Below are 17,496 nucleotides of genomic sequence, written 5' to 3' on the forward strand. Positions count from 1 at the left end.
GTCCAGGTCCATCAAATGATTCGTCCGACTTCGATTGATGAACAGAGTTTTCGCAAGCTGCTGACCCGCAACATCAGCCTGCCCCTGGGTGTGGGCGTGCTCAGCGCGGTTTTTTTCGTGTCCCTGATCACCTACCTGCTCTCGGTGATCCAGTGGGTGCAGCACACTGACCGGGTGATCAATAACATCAACGAGGCGGCGCGCCTGACCATTGACCTGGAAACCGGCATGCGCGGTTTTCTGATCACCGGCGACGAGCACTTTCTCGATCCCTACGAAGTGGCCAAGCCGCGCATCGTCAGTGAGCTGCGCAGCCTCCAGGAACTGGTGAAGGACAACCCGCAGCAGGTGGATCGGCTCAAGCGCCTGGAAGCCCTGCAGACCGAGTGGAACAACTTCGCCCAGGGCATGATCGAGCTGCGTCGGCAGAACGGCGACTACCGTGGCGCGGTACAGGCCGGCCGCGGCAAGCGCCTGACCGACGAGATCCGCAAGGAATACGACGACGCGGTGACCATGGAGCAGCAACTGCGCCTGGAGCGCAATGAAGACGTCAGTCGCACGACCATTTTCAGCGTGATCCTGTACCTGCTGTTCGTGGTGGGCATCAGTGGCCTGCTGGCCTACATCGGCCGCCGCGACCTGCTGGCGCTGTCGAAAAGCTACAGCGACAACCTCGAGGCCCAGGACCAGAGCGCGCGTCGCCTGGAGCAGCAAGCCTGGCTGCGCAACGGCCAGACCGAGCTGGCCGAACAGATGCTCGGGCAACTGAGCCTGAACCTGTTGGGGCGCAACATCCTGCACTTCTGTGCCCAGTACCTGGGGACGCCGGTGGCGGCGCTGTATGTGCGCGAAGACCACGGCGGCCTCAAGCGCGTGGCGTCCTACGGCTTCTCCCGGGAGCAGGAGCAGCAGGAGCAGTCGCTGTATGGCGATGAAGGCCTGGTGGGGCAGGCCGCGCAGCACAAGCGCCTGATCCGCCTGGACAACGTGCCGGCGGATTATTTCAAGGTCAGTTCCGGCCTGGGCGAAGGCGCGCCGCACAGCGTGCTGGTGGTGCCGACCCGGGATGACGATCGGGTCAACGGGGTGATCGAGCTGGGCTTCCTGCGGGCCTTGAGCGAACGCGATGTCGAGTTGCTGGAGCTGATTGCCGGCAATATCGGCACTTCCATCGAGGCCGCGCGCTATCGCCAGCGCCTGCAGGAAGTGCTGGCCGAAACCCAGCAGCTCAACGAAGAGCTGCAGGTACAGCAGGAAGAGTTGAAGACCGCCAACGAAGAGCTGGAGGAGCAGTCGCGGATTCTCAAGGAATCCCAGGTGCACCTGGAAACCCAGCAGGTGGAGCTGGAGCAGACCAACGAACGCCTGGCCGAACAGGCGCAGATCCTCGCCGAGCAGCGCGACGCCATGGACCGCAAGAACAACGAGTTGAACGAGGCGCAGACCCAGCTCGAAGAGCGCGCCGAGGAGTTGCAGCGTTCCAGCCGGTACAAGTCCGAATTCCTCGCCAACATGTCCCACGAGTTGCGCACGCCCCTCAACAGCTCGTTGATCCTGGCCAAGCTGCTGGCGGAAAACCCCCAGGAGAACCTCAGTGCCGAGCAGGTCAAGTTCGCCGAATCGATCTACTCCGCCGGCAATGACCTGCTGAACCTGATCAACGACATCCTCGACATTTCCAAGGTCGAGGCCGGTAAGCTGGAAGTGCGTCCGGAAAACGCCAGCGTGCCGCGCCTGGTGGACGGTTTGCGCAACCTGTTCCAGCCGTTGACCGTGGACAAGGGCCTGGAATTCCGGGTGCAACTGCAGCCCGGGGTGCCGCAGATGTTGTTCACCGACCGCCAGCGGGTCGAGCAGATTCTCAAGAACCTGCTGTCCAATGCGATCAAGTTCACCGAGCAGGGCCAGGTCAGCCTGAGCGTTTACGCACAGCCCGGCACGGGCATTGCCTTTGCCGTGCAGGATTCCGGCATCGGCATTGCCCGGGACCAGCAGGAGAGCATCTTCGAAGCCTTTCGCCAGGCCGACGGCACCACCAGCCGGCGCTATGGCGGCACCGGCCTGGGGCTGTCGATCTCCCGGGATCTGGCCACCTTGCTGGGCGGCTCCATCAGCGTCAGCAGCGAGCCGGGGCGTGGCAGCATCTTCACCCTGGTGCTGCCGGAGCACTACAACGAGGCGGCGCAGCCGTTGATAGTGGCCCCGCCTGCGCTGTTGCCGGCAGCACCGGTGCAGCCGGCGAGCATGGCGCCGACGCCGGTAGAGGCACCGGCGGCCGAGATCCCGCGGTTCGCCGATGATCGGGACAAGGCACCGTTCAGCGGCCGCTGCATCCTGGTGGTGGAGGACGAGCTCGAATTCGCGCACATCCTCTTCGATCTGGCTCACGAGCTGGGGTATCACTGCCTGGTGGCCCACGGCGCCGACGAAGGCTTCAGCCTGGCGGAGCAGTTCGTCCCCGATGCGATCCTGCTGGACATGCGCCTGCCCGACCATTCCGGGCTCACGGTGCTGCAGCGGCTCAAGGAGCACCCCCAGACCCGGCACATCCCGGTGCACGTGATTTCGGTGGAAGACCGGGTGGAAGCGGCCATGCACATGGGCGCCGTGGGCTACGCGGTGAAACCCACCACCCGCGAGGAGCTCAAGGACGTGTTCGCCCGCCTCGAAGCCAAGCTGACCCAGAAGGTCAAGCGCGTGCTGCTGGTGGAGGATGACGATCTGCAGCGCGACAGCATTGCCCGCCTGATCGGTGACGACGACATCGAGATCACCGCCGTGGGCCTGGCCCAGGATGCCCTGGACCTGCTGCGCGAGAACGTCTACGACTGCATGGTCATCGACCTCAAGTTGCCGGACATGCTCGGCAACGACCTGCTCAAGCGCATGTCCACCGAGGACATTTGCTCCTTCCCGCCGGTGATCGTCTATACCGGGCGCAACCTGACCCGGGACGAAGAGGCCGAGCTGCGCAAGTATTCGCGCTCGATCATCATCAAGGGCGCCCGCTCGCCGGAGCGCCTGCTGGATGAAGTGACGCTTTTTCTGCACAAAGTCGAATCCCAGTTGTCCCATGAGCGGCAAAAGATGCTCAAGACCGCCCGCAGCCGCGACAAGGTGTTCGAGGGGCGCAAGATTCTTCTGGTGGACGATGACGTGCGCAACATCTTCGCCCTGACCAGCGCCCTGGAGCACAAGGGCGCGGTGGTGGTGATCGGGCGCAACGGCCATGAAGCCATTGCCCGCCTCAACGAGGTGGAGGATATCGACCTGGTGCTGATGGACGTGATGATGCCGGAGATGGACGGTTTTGAAGCCACGGTGCAGATCCGCAAGGACCCGCGCTGGCGCAAGCTGCCGATCATCGCCGTGACCGCCAAGGCCATGAAGGACGACCAGGAGCGCTGCCTGCAGGCCGGTTCCAACGATTACCTGGCCAAGCCCATCGACCTTGACCGGCTGTTTTCCCTTATCCGTGTGTGGCTACCGAAGATGGAAAGAATTTAGTGGAGCGTAATACCGAGATCGAACTGCGTTTGCTGATCGAAGCTATCTACCTGAAATACAGCTACGACTTCCGCGACTATTCCGGCGCTTCGATCAAGCGCCGGGTCAACCATGCCCTGCGTCAGTTCGAGTGCAAGACCATTTCCGCGTTGCAGGAACGGGTGCTGCACGACCCGACCGCGTTCATGCAACTGCTGCAGTTCCTGACCATTCCGGTGAGCGAGATGTTTCGCGACCCGTCGCACTTCCTGGCGATCCGCCAGGAGGTGGTGCCGCTGCTCAAGACCTACCCGTCGATCAAGATCTGGATCGCTGGCTGCAGCACCGGGGAAGAGGTCTACTCCATGGCCATCCTGCTGCGCGAAGAGGGGCTGTTGGAACGCACCATCATCTACGCCACCGACATCAACCCCAGCTCCCTGGAGAAGGCCAAGCAGGGCATCTTCTCCCTGGAGAACGTGCGGGCCTACACCCACAACTACCAGCAGGCCGGTGGCCAGCGCTCCTTTGCCGACTACTACACCGCCGCCTACGACTACGCGATCTTCGACAAGACCCTGCGCGAGAACGTGACCTTTGCCGATCACAGCCTGGCGACCGACAGCGTCTTCTCCGAAACTCAATTGATTTCGTGTCGTAACGTATTGATTTATTTCAATAAAAAGTTGCAGGATCGGGCCTTTGGGCTGTTCCATGAGTCGCTCTGCCACCGTGGTTTCCTGGTGCTGGGCAGCAAGGAAACCCTGGAATTTTCCGCCTATGGCAAGCATTTCGAACCCTTGGTCAAACAAGAACGGATCTACCGCAAGACATGAGCCAGGAAAGTGTCGCGCCGCATCGCCGGCCTCGGATCGAGGCTGTCGTGGTAGGCGCCTCCGCGGGGGGCGTCGAGGCCTTGTTGAGCCTGTTCAATGAGTTCAGCGCCAGCTTCAGCCTGCCGGTGATCGTGGTCCTGCACCTACCCGACGAGCGTCGCAGCCAATTGGCCGACGTCTTCGACCGGCGCCTGGCGCTGAGGGTGAAGGAGGCCGACGACAAGGAAGCGATCGTTGCGGGCACCCTGTACTTCGCCGCCCCCGGTTATCACCTGTCGGTGGAGCAGGACCGCACCCTGTCCCTGAGCCAGGAGGAGCGCCTGCATCACTCGCGGCCGGCCATCGATTACCTGTTCGAGTCCGCCGCCGACGCCTACGGCGAGCACCTCGTGGCGGTGCTGCTGACCGGGGCCAACCAGGACGGCGCCCAGGGCCTGGTCGAGGTCAAGCGCCAGGGCGGGCTGACCATCGTCCAGGACCCCGGCGAAGCCCGTGTCCCCACCATGCCGGAAGCAGCCCTGGCCCTGCAGCAACCGGACCACATCCTCCCTTTGCGCGGCATCAGCCATCTGCTCGCCGAGCTGGAACGAATCGCATGTTAAGTAATATTCAAGCCAAGCTGCTGATCGTCGACGATCTGCCGGAGAACCTGCTGGCCCTGGAAGCGCTGATCAAGCGCGAGGACCGCACGGTGTACAAGGCGCTGTCGGCCGACGAAGCCTTGTCATTGCTGCTCCAGCACGAATTCGCCATGGCCATTCTCGATGTGCAGATGCCCGGCATGAACGGCTTCGAGCTGGCCGAACTGATGCGCGGCACCGAGAAGACCAAGAACATTCCCATCGTTTTCGTCAGCGCCGCCGGGCGTGAACTCAACTATGCGTTCAAGGGGTACGAGAGCGGGGCGGTGGACTTCCTGCATAAGCCCCTGGACATCCATGCGGTCAAGAGCAAGGTCAATGTCTTCGTCGACCTGTACCGCCAGAGCAAGGCCATGAAGCAGCAGGTCGAGGCCCTGGAGCAGAGCCGGCGCGAACAGGAGGCGCTGCTCAACAAGCTCCAGGCCACCCAGAACGAGCTGGAGCAAGCGGTGCGCATGCGCGATGACTTCATGTCCATCGTCGCCCACGAGGTGCGCACGCCCCTCAATGGCCTGATCCTGGAAACCCAGCTGCGCAAGATGCACCTGGCCCGGGAAAACGCCGCGGCCTTCAGCCTGGACAAGATGCACGCCATGGTCGATCGCGACGAGCGGCAGATCAAAAGCCTGATCCGCCTGATCGAGGACATGCTGGACATTTCGCGGATTCGTACCGGCAAGCTGTCGATCCGGCCATCCCGGTTCGACCTGGCGCAACTGGTGCGCGGGCTGGTGGAGAATTTCGCGCCTCAGGTGGAAGCGGCTCAGTCGTCCCTGACGCTGCAGGCCGAGCAGCCCCTGGAAGGCCAATGGGACGAGTTCCGTATCGAGCAGGTGATCTCCAACCTGCTGACCAACGCCCTGCGTTACGGGGCCAAGAGCCCCATCGAAGTCAGGGTCTATGCCGAGGACGGCGAGGCCCGGGTCGAGGTGCGGGACCACGGCATCGGCATCAGCGAGGACAACCAGAAACGCATTTTTCAGCAGTTCGAGCGGGTCAGCGCCAGCCACGTGGCGGCGGGCCTCGGGCTTGGGCTGTTTATTTCCGAACAGATCGTCACCGCCCACGGCGGCACCATCACGGTCGAGAGTCGCTTGGGCCAGGGCGCGCGGTTTCGCGTCAGCCTGCCCTTGTAGACGGTCGGACGAGCGGCGAGTGACTAAAAGCGTAATGCTTACGCAACCTCTGTGTGACCCAATGGTCGAAGGGGCTGCTGACGTTTGGTGACCTGCCACGACGGTGACCCACTGAGCACAGGGCAGGGCGCGAGGAGCGCGGTTTGGTTGTTCCAGATACGCTCCGAGAAACGCGGCCCGGCAACGCAGTCGGTCACCAAACATCAACAGCCCCTTGCAGCAATTGACCCAGCAAAGGTTTTCCATGAGTGAAGATGCACAAGACGTCGTACTGATCGTCGAAGATGAACCGGTGATCCTGATGCTTCTGGCCGACTACCTGTCGGGCCTGGGCTACCGGGTTCTGCAGGCCGAGAATGGCGAGCAGGCGTTCGAGATCCTCGCCAGCAAGCCGCACCTGGACGTGATGATCACCGATTACCGTCTGCCGGGCGGGATTACCGGGGTGATGATCGCCGAGCCGGCGGTGAAGCTGCGCCCGGACCTCAAGGTGATTTTCATCAGCGGCTACCCCAACGAAATCCTTGAATGCGCCAGCCCCATCACCCGCAAGGCGCCGATTCTGGCCAAGCCGTTCGACCTCAACAGCCTGCAGGAACAGATCCAGCAACTGCTGGCCTGAACCGGGCCTCAGTCGCCGATCATTTCCCGCACCTTGGCGGTCAGCAGGTCGAAGGTGAATGGCTTGGTGATCAGTTGCATGCCGGGATCGAGGAAGCCGCCACGGGCGGCGGCGTGCTCGGCGTAGCCGGTGATGAACAGCACCTTCAATTGCGGGCGGATCTGCCGCCCGATCTCCGCCAGTTGCCGGCCGTTCATGCCCGGCAGGCCCACGTCGCTGATCAGCAGGTCGATACGTTGCGCCGAATCGAGAATCGGCATGGCGCTACGGGCATCGCCGGCTTCGAGATAGGCGTAGCCCAGTTCGCCAAGCACCGCGCTGACCAGCACGCGCACCGCCGGATCATCCTCGACGATGAGCACCGTCTCGCCCTGTTGCGCGCTCGCCGATTGTTGCGCCGGCGGCGGTTCGTCCTGCGCCAGGCCGCCCCGAAAGCGCGGCAGGTACAGGCTGACCTCGGTGCCGCGGCCCAGGGTGCTGTTGAGGGTGACGTGGCCGCCTGACTGCTTGCTGAAGCCATAGATCATCGACAGCCCGAGCCCGGTGCCCTGGCCGATGGGCTTGGTGGTGAAGAAGGGGTCGAACACCCGGTTGATGATGGCCTCGGGCATGCCGCAGCCATTGTCACTGACCCGCAGCAGCACATATTCCCCGGGCGCCAGGTTGTCGTGGGCCTGGGTAACGTCCGCTTCCAGGCGCTGGTTGAGGGTTTCCACCAGCAGCCGGCCGCCGTTGGGCATGGCGTCCCGGGCATTGAGCACCAGGTTGAGCAGGGCGCTTTCCAGTTGATTGGGGTCGGCTTCGGCCACCCACAGCTGCGGGTCCAGGCGCATGTCCAGCTGGATGCTTTCGCTCAGGCTGCGTTGCAGCAGTTCGCCCATGGAGGTCACCAGGGCGTTCATCTCCACCGGCTTGGAATCCAGCGACTGGCGCCGGGAAAAGGCCAGCAGACGATGGGTCAGGCCGGCAGCGCGGTTGGCCGAAGTCACCCCGAGGTCGATCAGGCTGTCCAGGTCCTCGGTGCGGCCCCGGGCCAGGCGCCGGCGCAGCAGCTCCAGGCTGCCGATGATGCCGGTGAGCATGTTGTTGAAGTCATGGGCGATGCCGCCGGTGAGCTGGCCCACGGCTTCCATTTTCTGCGACTGACGCAGGGCCTCTTCGTTGTGCCGCAGTTGCGCGGTGCGTTCTTGCACCTGCTGCTCCAGGGTTTCCAGGGTGCGCTGCAGGCGCAGTTCGCTCTGGCTCAGGTCGATCAGTCGGTCCCGGGCTTCGTATTGCCGGCGGCGTCCGCGCAGGGCTGCGCTGACCAGGCTGATCAGGGTCGCCGGATGGAAGGGCCGTTCGAGAAAGCTGACATTGCCCAGGGGCGCGCCCAGGCGCGAGGCCGGGTTCTGCTCCGGGCCACCGTGCTGGGTCAGCAGCACGATGGGCAGGTCGGACCAGGCCGGTTGCTGCTCCAGATAACGCAGCAAGGGCTGCAGATCGGCCCCGCGCAAGGCTTCGGCGGCGATGATCGCCAGCCCGGCACCCTGATCCAGCTCGTCGCACAGGGCCGCCAGGTGCGGGGTGATCAGGCTGCTGAATCCGGCTTCGTTGAGCATCATCTGCGCCAGCTGGCCGTCGCGGCCGTAGGGCGTCAGCACCAGGGCGCGTTCGGAAAATGCCGGAGGCCGGCTCATGTGCCCTCATCCTGCAGCAGCGGTGCGCTCTCGCCCTGGTAGCTGGGCACGCCGCGCAACACGCCCTGGAAGGCTTCCAGAGGGGCGCCGATGGTCAGGCCGCGCTCGCCGATGCGGTATTCGCGGATGGTCGACTCGTGGCGGCCGGTGCGTTTCTTGATGATGGAAATGGCCCGGCGCACCTTGCCCAAGGCCTCGAAGTAGCGCAGCAGGACCACGGTATCGGCCAGGTAGGTGATGTCCACCGGGGTCTGCATGTCGCCCACCAGGCCATGCTGGGCCACGGTCATGAAGGTCGCCGCTCCCTGGCGGTTGAGGTACAGCAGCAACTCGTGCATGTGCAGCACCAGGGCGTTTTCCTCGGGCATCGCCGCCTGATAGCCGTTGATGCTGTCGATCACCACGGTCTTGATCCGTTGCTGATCGACGCAGCGCCGGACCCGGTGGGACAGCTCGCCCGGCGACAGTTCGGCGGCGTCCACCTGTTCGATCACCAGATCGCCTCCGGCCTGCAGGGCCTGCAGGTCGATGCCCATGTTGCGCAGGCGCTCAAACAGCAGCCCCAGCTCTTCGTCGAAGATGAACAGCGCGGCCTTTTCCCCCCGGGCCACCGCGGCGGCGGCGAAGATCAGCGAGATCAGCGATTTGCCGGTGCCGGCCGGACCGAGGATCAGGGTGCTGGAGCCGGTTTCGATGCCGCCCCCCAGCAGCGCGTCCATCTCGTCGATGCCGCTGGACAGGGTCTGGCGCGGGTAGCGGGCGCGGTGCTCGGCGGCCACCAGGCGCGGGAACACATGCACGCCGTCGCCCATGATGGTGAAGTCGTGGAAGCCGCCGCGGTACTTCTGGCCGCGGTACTTCACCACCCGGATGCGCCGACGTTCAGCGCCGTAGCTGGGGGTCAGTTCCTCCAGGCGGACCACCCCGTGGGCCACGCTGTGCACGGTCTTGTCCAGGGCTTCGGTGGTCAGGTCGTCCAGGAGCAGCACGGTGGCGTCATAGCGGACGAAGTAGTGCTTGATCGCCAGGATCTGCCGCCGGTAGCGCAGCGAGCTCTGGGCCAGCAGGCGGATTTCCGAGAGGCTGTCGAGCACCACCCGGGTCGGCTTGACCCGTTCCACCACTTCGAAGATCTGCCGGGTGGCTTCCCCCAGCTCCAGGTCCGAGGCGTACAGCAGGCTTTGCTGGTGCTCGGCATTGAGCAGGCTTTCCGGCGGGATCAGCTCGAAGATGTGAATGTGCTCGTCGAGCTGCCAGCCATGGGAGGCTGCGCCCTGGCGCAATTCACGTTCGGTTTCCGAGAGGGTGATGTAGAGGCAGCGCTCACCGGCTGCGGCGCCGGCGCGCAGGAAATGCAAGGCCACGGTGGTCTTGCCGGTGCCGGGTTGGCCTTCCAGGAGAAACACATGGCCGCGTGACAATCCGCCGTTGAGGATGTCATCCAGGCCTTCGATGCCGGTGGCGGCTTTTTCGCTGAGCAACGCACATGAGGTCGACAAACAATGCCCTCGCACAATGGGTCCAGGTGATCGGCGATGGCGTCGAACGCCTTGATATCGCCGATAAATCACTTGACCGCCTGCCGTCGGCACGGTTCAACCTTTTGTTGTGTAGCCGCTGCCGCAGGCTGCGAACGGCTTGGGCGGCATTCCGACGCAGCAGACGCTGGGGGCTCAAGGGCGGCAAAGGTTCGGCTGGGGATCGCCAGAAGGCCCTGCGGGGCTTTTCGCAGCCTCGCAGGCTCGGCAGCGGCTACAGGCCCTGTTGCAGGGCCGGGTCGTCTGGGTTCTGCTGCTCCAGCTGGGCCAGCAGCACCTGGACGTTCTGCAACTGGCCGCTTTCTTTCCAGTAGTTGATCAGCAGCACCCGCGCCTTGCGGTTGTAAGGCTGGCGCTGGACGATTTCTTCCAGCTGCTTCTGCGCCGCCTCCTGCTCCTGCTGGCCGTGCAGGGTGGTGGCCAGGTCGTAGCGATAGGCGGCGTTGTTGGGCTCCAGTTCCACGGCCCGGGACAGGCCCAGCAGGGCGAATTCGCCCTGGCCATGGTGCAGCAGCCAGAGGCCCAGGGCGTGTTGCAGGTAGGCCGAGTCCTGCTGGGCCTGCAATTGCTTGGCCAGCAACTGGCGGGCGGCGTCGCTCTGGCCCTGCTTGTCCAGCACCTCGATCTGCAGCACCACCGCCTGCAGGTTGTCCGGCGCCAGGCGCAGGGCCTGTTCCAGGGTCTGCTGGGCCTTGACCAGATCGGCGTTGTGCAGGTACAGGCGCGCCAGCTGGTACTGGGCTTCGACATTGTCCCCCTGGGTCTTGAGCACCTGGGTGTATTCGTCGATCACCTGCTGCAGCGGGCCGAAGTACAGGCCCTGATCATCCGGGGACAGGCCCAGCAGAGCGTCCACCGCGGCAAAGCGCACGCTTTGCTCGTGATCGTCCAGCAGCGGCCCCAGCAACAGGCTGCGCTGGCCACTGGGCACCAGGCCCAGCACGCTGTTGATCGCGGCCTTGCGCACGGGCGGCGAGGGGTGGTGCAGATCGGCGTCCGCCAGTTTCAGGGCTTGCGGGCTGGGGTAGTTGGGCAGCACCGCCAGCAGACGGATGCGCTGCGAGTCGCTGAGGTCGGGGCGCGCCAATTGCTGGTACAGCACCCGGGCCGCGCCGGGCTGGCCGTTGCGGGCTTTTTCCAGGGCCGGGCCATAGCCGTGCTTGATGGCCTCGGGGATCACCGGCGGACTGCTGCGCAGGAAGTTCCAGGCCAGGGCCAGGGCAATGACGAGCGACAGGCTGATCAGCAGGTAGCGACGGGGCAGTGACATGGGGGAATCCGGAAGCTGGCGACTTTTGCAAGGCGCAAGCTTCGGTCAGGAGTCGGCCCGAGTCAAACCCGCAATCAGCTGAGCACGTATTCCACCGGTTCCAGCGGCGGCGGCAGTTCGCGCTGCCCCAGGGCTGCCAGGACTTCGCGCTCCAGGCCGCGCAATAGAGCGTTGCAGGGCAAATCGTTGTCGTCGTAGCCGAAGGGGTCTTCCAGGTCGTTGCCGATCTCGTCGAGGCCCAGGAAGGTGTAGCTGACGATGGCGGTGAAGATCGGCGTCAGCCAGCCCAGGGGCTCGGCCATGGCGAACGGCAGGAGGATGCAGAACAGGTAGATGGTGCGGTGCAGCAGCAAGGTGTAGGGGAAGGGCAGCGGGGTGTTCTGGATCCGCTCGCAGGCGGCCTGGACCAGGCTCAGGCTGACCAGCCGGGTTTCCATCTGGGTGTAGCGCCATTCGCTGATCAGTCCCTGCTGCGCCCACTGCGAGCAGCGCTGGCCGATGCGTTGCAACTGCGCATCGGTGAGGTTCGGGTGCTGCGGGTCGAGGCCGGCCTGGGCCCAGGGTTGCAGGGCGCGGGCTTCGTCTTCATGGCGCAGGCGGGCAATCAGGCTGTGGGCGAAGCCGCACAGGTCGCGCAGCAGGCCCTCGCGTTCGGGGTGGCCGTCGATGACCAGGCTTTCACGGATCAGCGAGCGCACCTCGATGATCAGTTGACCCAACTGCTTGCGGCCTTCCCACCAGCGGTCGTAGCAGGCGTTGTTGCGAAAGCTCATGAAGATCGACAGCGACAGCCCCAGCAGGGTGAAGGGCGTGGCGTTGACCTTGGAAAAGTAAGTGGGTTGCAGGGTTTCCACCAGCACGATGACCGAGGCCAGCAGGGTGATCAGCACGCAGCGCAAGGCAATGCGCTTGGCGATCGAGCCCTTGAGGGCGAAGAGGATGCTGATCAGGTTCGGCTTGGGGCGGACGATCATGAGGGCTGAGGCCAGGGCGATTACGCGGCGAGTGAAGAGTAGGAGCGCGCCGCAGGGCTGTCCAATCGCAACGATCGACCGAATGATCGACTGCCTCTATCGGCCAACGACCCTGTAGCCGCTGTCGAGCCTGCGGCGAGGCTGCGAAAAGGCCCGCAGGGCCTTGCCTGATGATTGCCCGCGGAGCCTTAGGTGGCCCTGCGATCCTGGCGTCCCTGCGGGCCGTTCGCAGCCTGCGGCAGCGGCTACAGGGCGTTATGTAGCCGCTGCCGAGCCTGCGGCGAGGCTGCGAAAAGGTCCACAGGACCTTGCCTGACGATTGCCATCCGAACCTTCAGTGGCCTTCCGATCCTGGCGTCCCTGCGGGCCGTTCGCAGCCTGCGGCAGCGGCTACAGGGCGTTGTGTAGCCGCTGTCGAGCCCTCGGCGAGGCTGCGCGAAGGTCCGCAGGGCCTTGCCTGACGATTGCCGTCTGAACCTTCAGTGGCCCTGCGATCCTGGCGTCCCTGCGGGCCGTTCGCAGCCTGCGGCAGCGGCTACAGGGCGTTGTGTAGCCGCTGTCGAGCCTGCGGCGAGGCTGCGAAAAGGTCCGCAGGACCTTGCTTGGCGATGTCGTGGCAAAAAAAAGCCCCGCGACCGAATGCGTCGCGGGGCCAAACATTGGTTGGTTGCGGCCAACCAAAGGAGCTCGTTGCTATGCCTTAGCGGCTGGCCACCGTCGCTGGCTGCCAGCCACCGCCCAGGGCCTTGTAGATGGCGACGATGCCGCGGTACAGGTCGACTTCGGCCTGGGCCTGGGCGTCTTCGGCCGCCAGGCGTTCACGCTGGGCGTCCAGCAGCACCAGGAAGTCCACGGTGCCTTCGCGGTAGCGGATCTCGGCCAGGTCCGCAGCGGCGCGGCTGGACTCGCTCTGGCGAATCAGCGAGATCAGCCGTTGCTGGCGCTTGCCGTAGTCGCTGAAGGCGTTTTCCGACTCTTCCAGGGCCAGCAGCACCTGCTGCTCATAGTTGGCCAGGGCGCCGTCGGCGTTGGCGTCGGCGCCGCGCAGGCGGGCCCGCACGCTGCCCAGGTCAAAGGCCGCCCAGGTGATGCTCGGGCCCAGGGCCCAGGCATTGGCCGCCGAGGAGCCGATCTGCGAGCCGCGCCCGGCGGTGAAGCCAAGGAAGCCGCTGAGGCTGACCCGCGGGAACAGGTCGGCCTTGGCCACGCCGATGCGCGCGGTGGCGGCGGCCAGTTTGCGCTCGGCGCTGAGAATGTCCGGACGGCGCTGCAGCAGCTCGCCCGGGTCGCCGATCGGCAGGGCCTTGGCAATCGCTGGCAGTTGCGCCGGGGACAGGTCGACGCTGAGCTTGTCCGGCCGTTCCCCCAGCAGGGTGGCGATGCGGTTGCGCTGGCGGGTCTGCTCGGCCTGCAGCTGCGGCACGCTGGCTTCCACCGAAGCCAGGCGGGCGTCGGCACGCACCACGTCGAGCTGGTCGCCGACCCCGGCATCGCGCAGGCTTTCGGTGATCTTGCGCGAGGCCTGCTGGTTGTCCAGGTTGGCCAGGGCGATCTTTTCCCGCAGTTGCGCGCCGCGCAGCTGGCCGTAGGCGTCCACCAGCTCGGCGATCATGGTCACCTGCAGTTGGTAGAGGTCGGCCTCGGCGGCCTGCTGGTCGGCGTCGGTGGCTTCCAGGTTGCGCTGGATGCGCCCGAACAGGTCCAGTTCCCAGGCCATGTCCAGGCCCAGGTCGTAGCGCTCGCTGTTGACCCGCTTGGTGGTCTGGCCGGGGATCTGGCCCTTGGCCAGGTCGCTGCTGGCGCGGCTGGTGATGGTGGGCATGGCGTCATTGCTGGCGTCATCGCGAATTGCCCGGGCGGCCCGCAGGCGGGCGAAGGCCACCCGCAGTTCGCGGTTGCCCTGCAAGGACTGGCTCACCAGCTGGTTGAGAGTCGGGTCATCGAACTGTTGCCACCAGATGCCTTCGAAACGCGCGCGGTCGAAGTTCTTCTGGCCTGCGGCGCCGTCGGTGGCGGCGCTGATGTGCGCCGCCTCGGTGGTCGGGGCCTCGTAGTCCGGGCCGACGGCGCAGGCGCCGAGGGCCAGTACCAGCAGGCTGGGCAGGAAGACTTTGGCACTCATTGTTGCGCCTCCAGTTGCAGGGCGCGGGCGGCCTTGCGGGCCTCGCTGCGCTCCACGTAATTGCGGATCAGGACATAGAACACCGGGGTCAGCAGCAGGCCGAAGAAGGTCACCCCGAGCATCCCGGAGAACACCGCGACGCCCATGGCATGACGCATTTCCGCGCCGGCACCGCTGGAGATCACCAGGGGCACCACACCCATGATGAAGGCGAAGGAGGTCATCAGGATCGGCCGCAGACGCAGGCGGCAGGCTTCCAGCACCGCAGCCAGCGGATCGAGGCCTTCCTCTTGCTTGTCCTTGGCGAACTCGACGATCAGGATCGCGTTCTTGCAGGCCAGGCCCACCAGTACGATCAGGCCGATCTGGGTGAATATGTTGTTATCGCCACCGGAAACGATCACCCCGGTAATCGCCGACAGCAGGGTCATCGGCACGATCAGGATCACCGCCAGGGGCAGGCTCCAGCTCTCGTATTGCGCGGCCAGTACCAGGAAGGCCAGCAGCACGCAGAGCGGGAAGACGAACAGGGCGGTGTTACCGGCCAGGATCTGCTGGTAGGTCAACTCGGTCCATTCGTAGGTCATGCCGTTGGGCAGTTCTTCCTTGAGCAGTTTCTCGATCGCCGCTTCTGCTTGCCCGGAGCTGTAGCCCGGGGCCGCCGCGCCGTTGATTTCCGCGGTGACGAAGCCGTTGTAGTGCATCACACGGTCGGGACCGGCGGTGTCGCTGACCTTGATGAAGGTCGCCAGGGGGATCATCTCGCCCTTGTTGTTGCGCACTTTCAGCTGGCCGATCTGCTCGGGTTCGAGACGGAACTGCTGCTCGGCCTGGACGTTGACCTGGTAGGTGCGGCCAAAGCGGTTGAAGTCGTTGGCATACAGCGAACCCAGGTAGACCTGCAGGGTGTCGAAGATGTCGGAGATCGCCACGCCGTGGGTCTTGGCCTTTTCCCGGTCGATGGCGGCATCGACCTGGGGCACGTTGACCTGGTAGCTGGTGAACAGCCCGGCCAGTTCCGGCACGCTGCGGCTCTTGGTGATGACGTTCTGCACTTCTTTATACAGCTCGTCGTAACCCAGGCCGCTGCGGTCCTCCACTTGCAGGCGGAAGCCGCCAATGGTCCCCAGGCCCTGTACCGGCGGCGGTGGGAAGATCGCCATGTAGGCGTCCTGGATGTCCGCGTACTTGCCGTTCAGGGCACCGGCGATGGCGCCGGCGGACATGCTCGGGTCCTTGCGCTCATCGAAGGGCTTCAAGGTGACGAAGACGATGCCGTTGTTCGGGCTGTTGGTGAAGCCGTTGATCGACAGGCCTGGGAAGGCCACCGCGCTTTCCACGCCGGGTTGCTTGAGGGCGATGTCGGACATGCGCTTGATCACGTCTTCGGTGCGGTCCAGGCTGGCGGCGTCCGGCAGTTGGGCGAAGGCCACCAGGTATTGCTTGTCCTGGGCCGGCACGAAACCGGTCGGGGTGTGGGCGAAGCCGAACCAGGTCAGCACCATCAGCCCGGCATAGAGGAACAGGGCGATGCCGCTGCCGCGGATGACTCGGCGCACGGTGCCGACGTAGCCATGGCTGGCCCGGTCGAAGAAGCGGTTGAACGGCTTGAACAGCCAGCCCCCCAGCAGCGTGTCGAGGATCTTCGAGAAGCGGTCCTTGGGCGCATGGTGTTCCTTGAGCAGTACCGCGGCCAGGGCCGGCGACAGGGTCAGGGAGTTGAAGGCCGAGATCACCGTGGAGATGGCGATGGTCAGGGCGAACTGCTTGTAGAACTGCCCGGTCAGGCCGCTGATGAAGGCTGCCGGTACGAACACCGCGCACAGCACCAGGGCGGTGGCGATGATCGGGCCGGTCACTTCACGCATGGCGCGTTTGGTGGCCTCTACCGGGTTGAGGCCCAGTCCGATGTTCCGTTCGACGTTCTCCACCACCACGATGGCGTCGTCCACCACGATGCCGATGGCCAGCACCAGGCCGAACAGCGACAGGGCATTGAGGGAGAAACCGAACAGGTGCATGACCGCGAAGGTGCCGATCAGCGACACCGGTACGGCCACCAGCGGGATGATCGAGGCGCGCCAGGTCTGCAGGAACAGGATCACCACCAGCACCACCAGGATCAGCGCTTCGAACAGGGTGTGCACCACCGCTTCGATGGAGCCGCGGACGAAGATGGTCGGGTCGTAGACGATGCTGAAGTCCATGCCCTGCGGGAAGCTCTGCTTGAGTTCGGCCATCTTGGCCCGCACTTCGTTGGAGATCTCGATGGCGTTGGAGCCCGGGCGCTGGAAGATCGGGATCGCCACTGCCGGCTGGTTGTTGAGCAGCGAACGCAGGGCGTACTGGCTCGATCCCAGCTCGATGCGGGCGATGTCCTTCAGGCGGGTGATCTCACCGTCTTCGCCTGAGCGAATGATGATGTTCTCGAACTCTTCCTCGGTGACCAGGCGGCCCTGGGTGTTGACCGACAGCTGGAAGCTGGTGGCGCTGGGCGCAGGCGGCGCGCCCAGGGCACCGGCGGCGACCTGGCGGTTCTGTTCGCGGATGGCGGTGACCACGTCGGTGGCGGTCAGGTTGCGCGAGGCGGTCTTGTTCGGATCGAGCCAGACCCGCAGCGAGTAGTCGCCCATGCCGAACAGCTGCACATCGCCCACGCCGCCCAGGCGCGCCAGCTCATCCTTGATGTTGAGCAGGGCGTAGTTGGACAGGTAGAGCATGTCGTAGCGTTTGTCCGGCGAGGTCAGGTGGACCACCATGGTCAGGTCCGGAGAGGCCTTGTCCACGGTGATGCCGATGCGCGTCACTTCTTCCGGCAGCTTGGGCTGGGTGCGGGTCACGCGGTTCTGCACCTGCACCTGGGCGTTGTCCAGGTCGGTGCCCAGGGCGAAGGTGATGGTCAGGGTGATCTTGCCGTCGGCGGTGGATTGCGAGGACATGTAGAGCATGTTCTCGACCCCGGTGATCGCCTGTTCCAGCGGCGCGGCCACGGTTTCACCGATGACCTTCGGGTTGGCCCCGGGGAAGTTGGCGCGTACCACCACGGTGGGCGGCACCACTTCCGGGTATTCGCTGATGGGCAGCTGGAACAGCGAGATGGCGCCGGCGATCAGGATCAGCAGCGACAGCACCGCGGCGAAGATCGGCCTTGAAATGAAGAACTGGGAAAAATTCATCTTGAGAGTCGTC

At 64.8% G+C, this 17,496-nt stretch carries 11 protein-coding genes; 5 read left to right on the plus strand and 6 right to left on the minus strand.

Translation table 11 applies throughout. The features are described from left to right. Positions 1–15: 15 nt before the first annotated feature. The 5 genes from PST29_RS14425 to PST29_RS14445 all read left to right on the plus strand — a co-directional run bounded on the left by PST29_RS14425 (position 16) and on the right by PST29_RS14445 (position 6,724). Positions 16–3,510, plus strand: a complete 3,495-nt coding sequence (locus PST29_RS14425) for a response regulator (protein ID WP_060839102.1) — start codon at positions 16–18, stop codon at positions 3,508–3,510. Next, complete coding sequence (locus PST29_RS14430; RefSeq protein WP_016964143.1) at positions 3,510–4,325, plus strand: CheR family methyltransferase; 816 nt, start codon at positions 3,510–3,512, stop codon at positions 4,323–4,325. Before PST29_RS14425 ends, PST29_RS14430 begins: the two co-directional genes overlap by 1 nt. Then, positions 4,322–4,927 carry a chemotaxis protein CheB gene (locus PST29_RS14435; RefSeq protein ID WP_060839103.1) on the plus strand — a complete coding sequence of 202 codons (606 nt, stop codon included), beginning with the start codon at positions 4,322–4,324 and terminating at the stop codon, positions 4,925–4,927. Before PST29_RS14430 ends, PST29_RS14435 begins: the two co-directional genes overlap by 4 nt. Continuing rightward, positions 4,921–6,102: a hybrid sensor histidine kinase/response regulator gene (locus tag PST29_RS14440; RefSeq protein WP_060839104.1), complete on the plus strand. Its 1,182-nt coding sequence runs from the start codon at positions 4,921–4,923 to the stop codon at positions 6,100–6,102. Before PST29_RS14435 ends, PST29_RS14440 begins: the two co-directional genes overlap by 7 nt. A 244-nt stretch (positions 6,103–6,346) precedes the next feature. Then, on the plus strand, positions 6,347–6,724 hold the full coding sequence (locus tag PST29_RS14445; protein WP_060839105.1) for a response regulator: 378 nt from the start codon (positions 6,347–6,349) through the stop codon (positions 6,722–6,724). Between the two features lie 8 nt (positions 6,725–6,732). On the opposite strand, the gene PST29_RS14450 is transcribed toward PST29_RS14445, so the two are convergent. The 6 genes from PST29_RS14450 to PST29_RS14475 form a co-directional block, all read right to left on the minus strand. Next, positions 6,733–8,403 carry an ATP-binding protein gene (locus tag PST29_RS14450; RefSeq protein ID WP_060843468.1) on the minus strand — a complete coding sequence of 557 codons (1,671 nt, stop codon included), beginning with the start codon at positions 8,401–8,403 and terminating at the stop codon, positions 6,733–6,735. Then, complete coding sequence (locus PST29_RS14455; protein ID WP_060843469.1) at positions 8,400–9,902, minus strand: ATPase domain-containing protein; 1,503 nt, start codon at positions 9,900–9,902, stop codon at positions 8,400–8,402. The genes PST29_RS14450 and PST29_RS14455 overlap by 4 nt, the downstream gene beginning before the upstream one ends. A gap of 253 nt (positions 9,903–10,155) precedes the next feature. Beyond that, a complete protein-coding gene (locus PST29_RS14460) occupies positions 10,156–11,211 on the minus strand; it encodes a HEAT repeat domain-containing protein (protein ID WP_060839108.1) in 1,056 nt (351 codons plus the stop codon). Positions 11,212–11,285: 74 nt separating this feature from the next. Continuing rightward, a complete protein-coding gene (locus PST29_RS14465) occupies positions 11,286–12,185 on the minus strand; it encodes a bestrophin family protein (RefSeq protein WP_060839109.1) in 900 nt (299 codons plus the stop codon). Between the two features lie 700 nt (positions 12,186–12,885). Then, on the minus strand, positions 12,886–14,307 hold the full coding sequence (locus tag PST29_RS14470) for an efflux transporter outer membrane subunit (RefSeq protein ID WP_060843470.1): 1,422 nt from the start codon (positions 14,305–14,307) through the stop codon (positions 12,886–12,888). Further along, positions 14,304–17,483, minus strand: a complete 3,180-nt coding sequence (locus tag PST29_RS14475; RefSeq protein WP_060839111.1) for an efflux RND transporter permease subunit — start codon at positions 17,481–17,483, stop codon at positions 14,304–14,306. Before PST29_RS14475 ends, PST29_RS14470 begins: the two co-directional genes overlap by 4 nt. Positions 17,484–17,496 lie beyond the last annotated feature (13 nt).

This window comes from Pseudomonas sp. St29, from assembly GCF_001547915.1.
In the GTDB taxonomy this organism is placed as follows: Bacteria; Pseudomonadota; Gammaproteobacteria; order Pseudomonadales; family Pseudomonadaceae; genus Aquipseudomonas.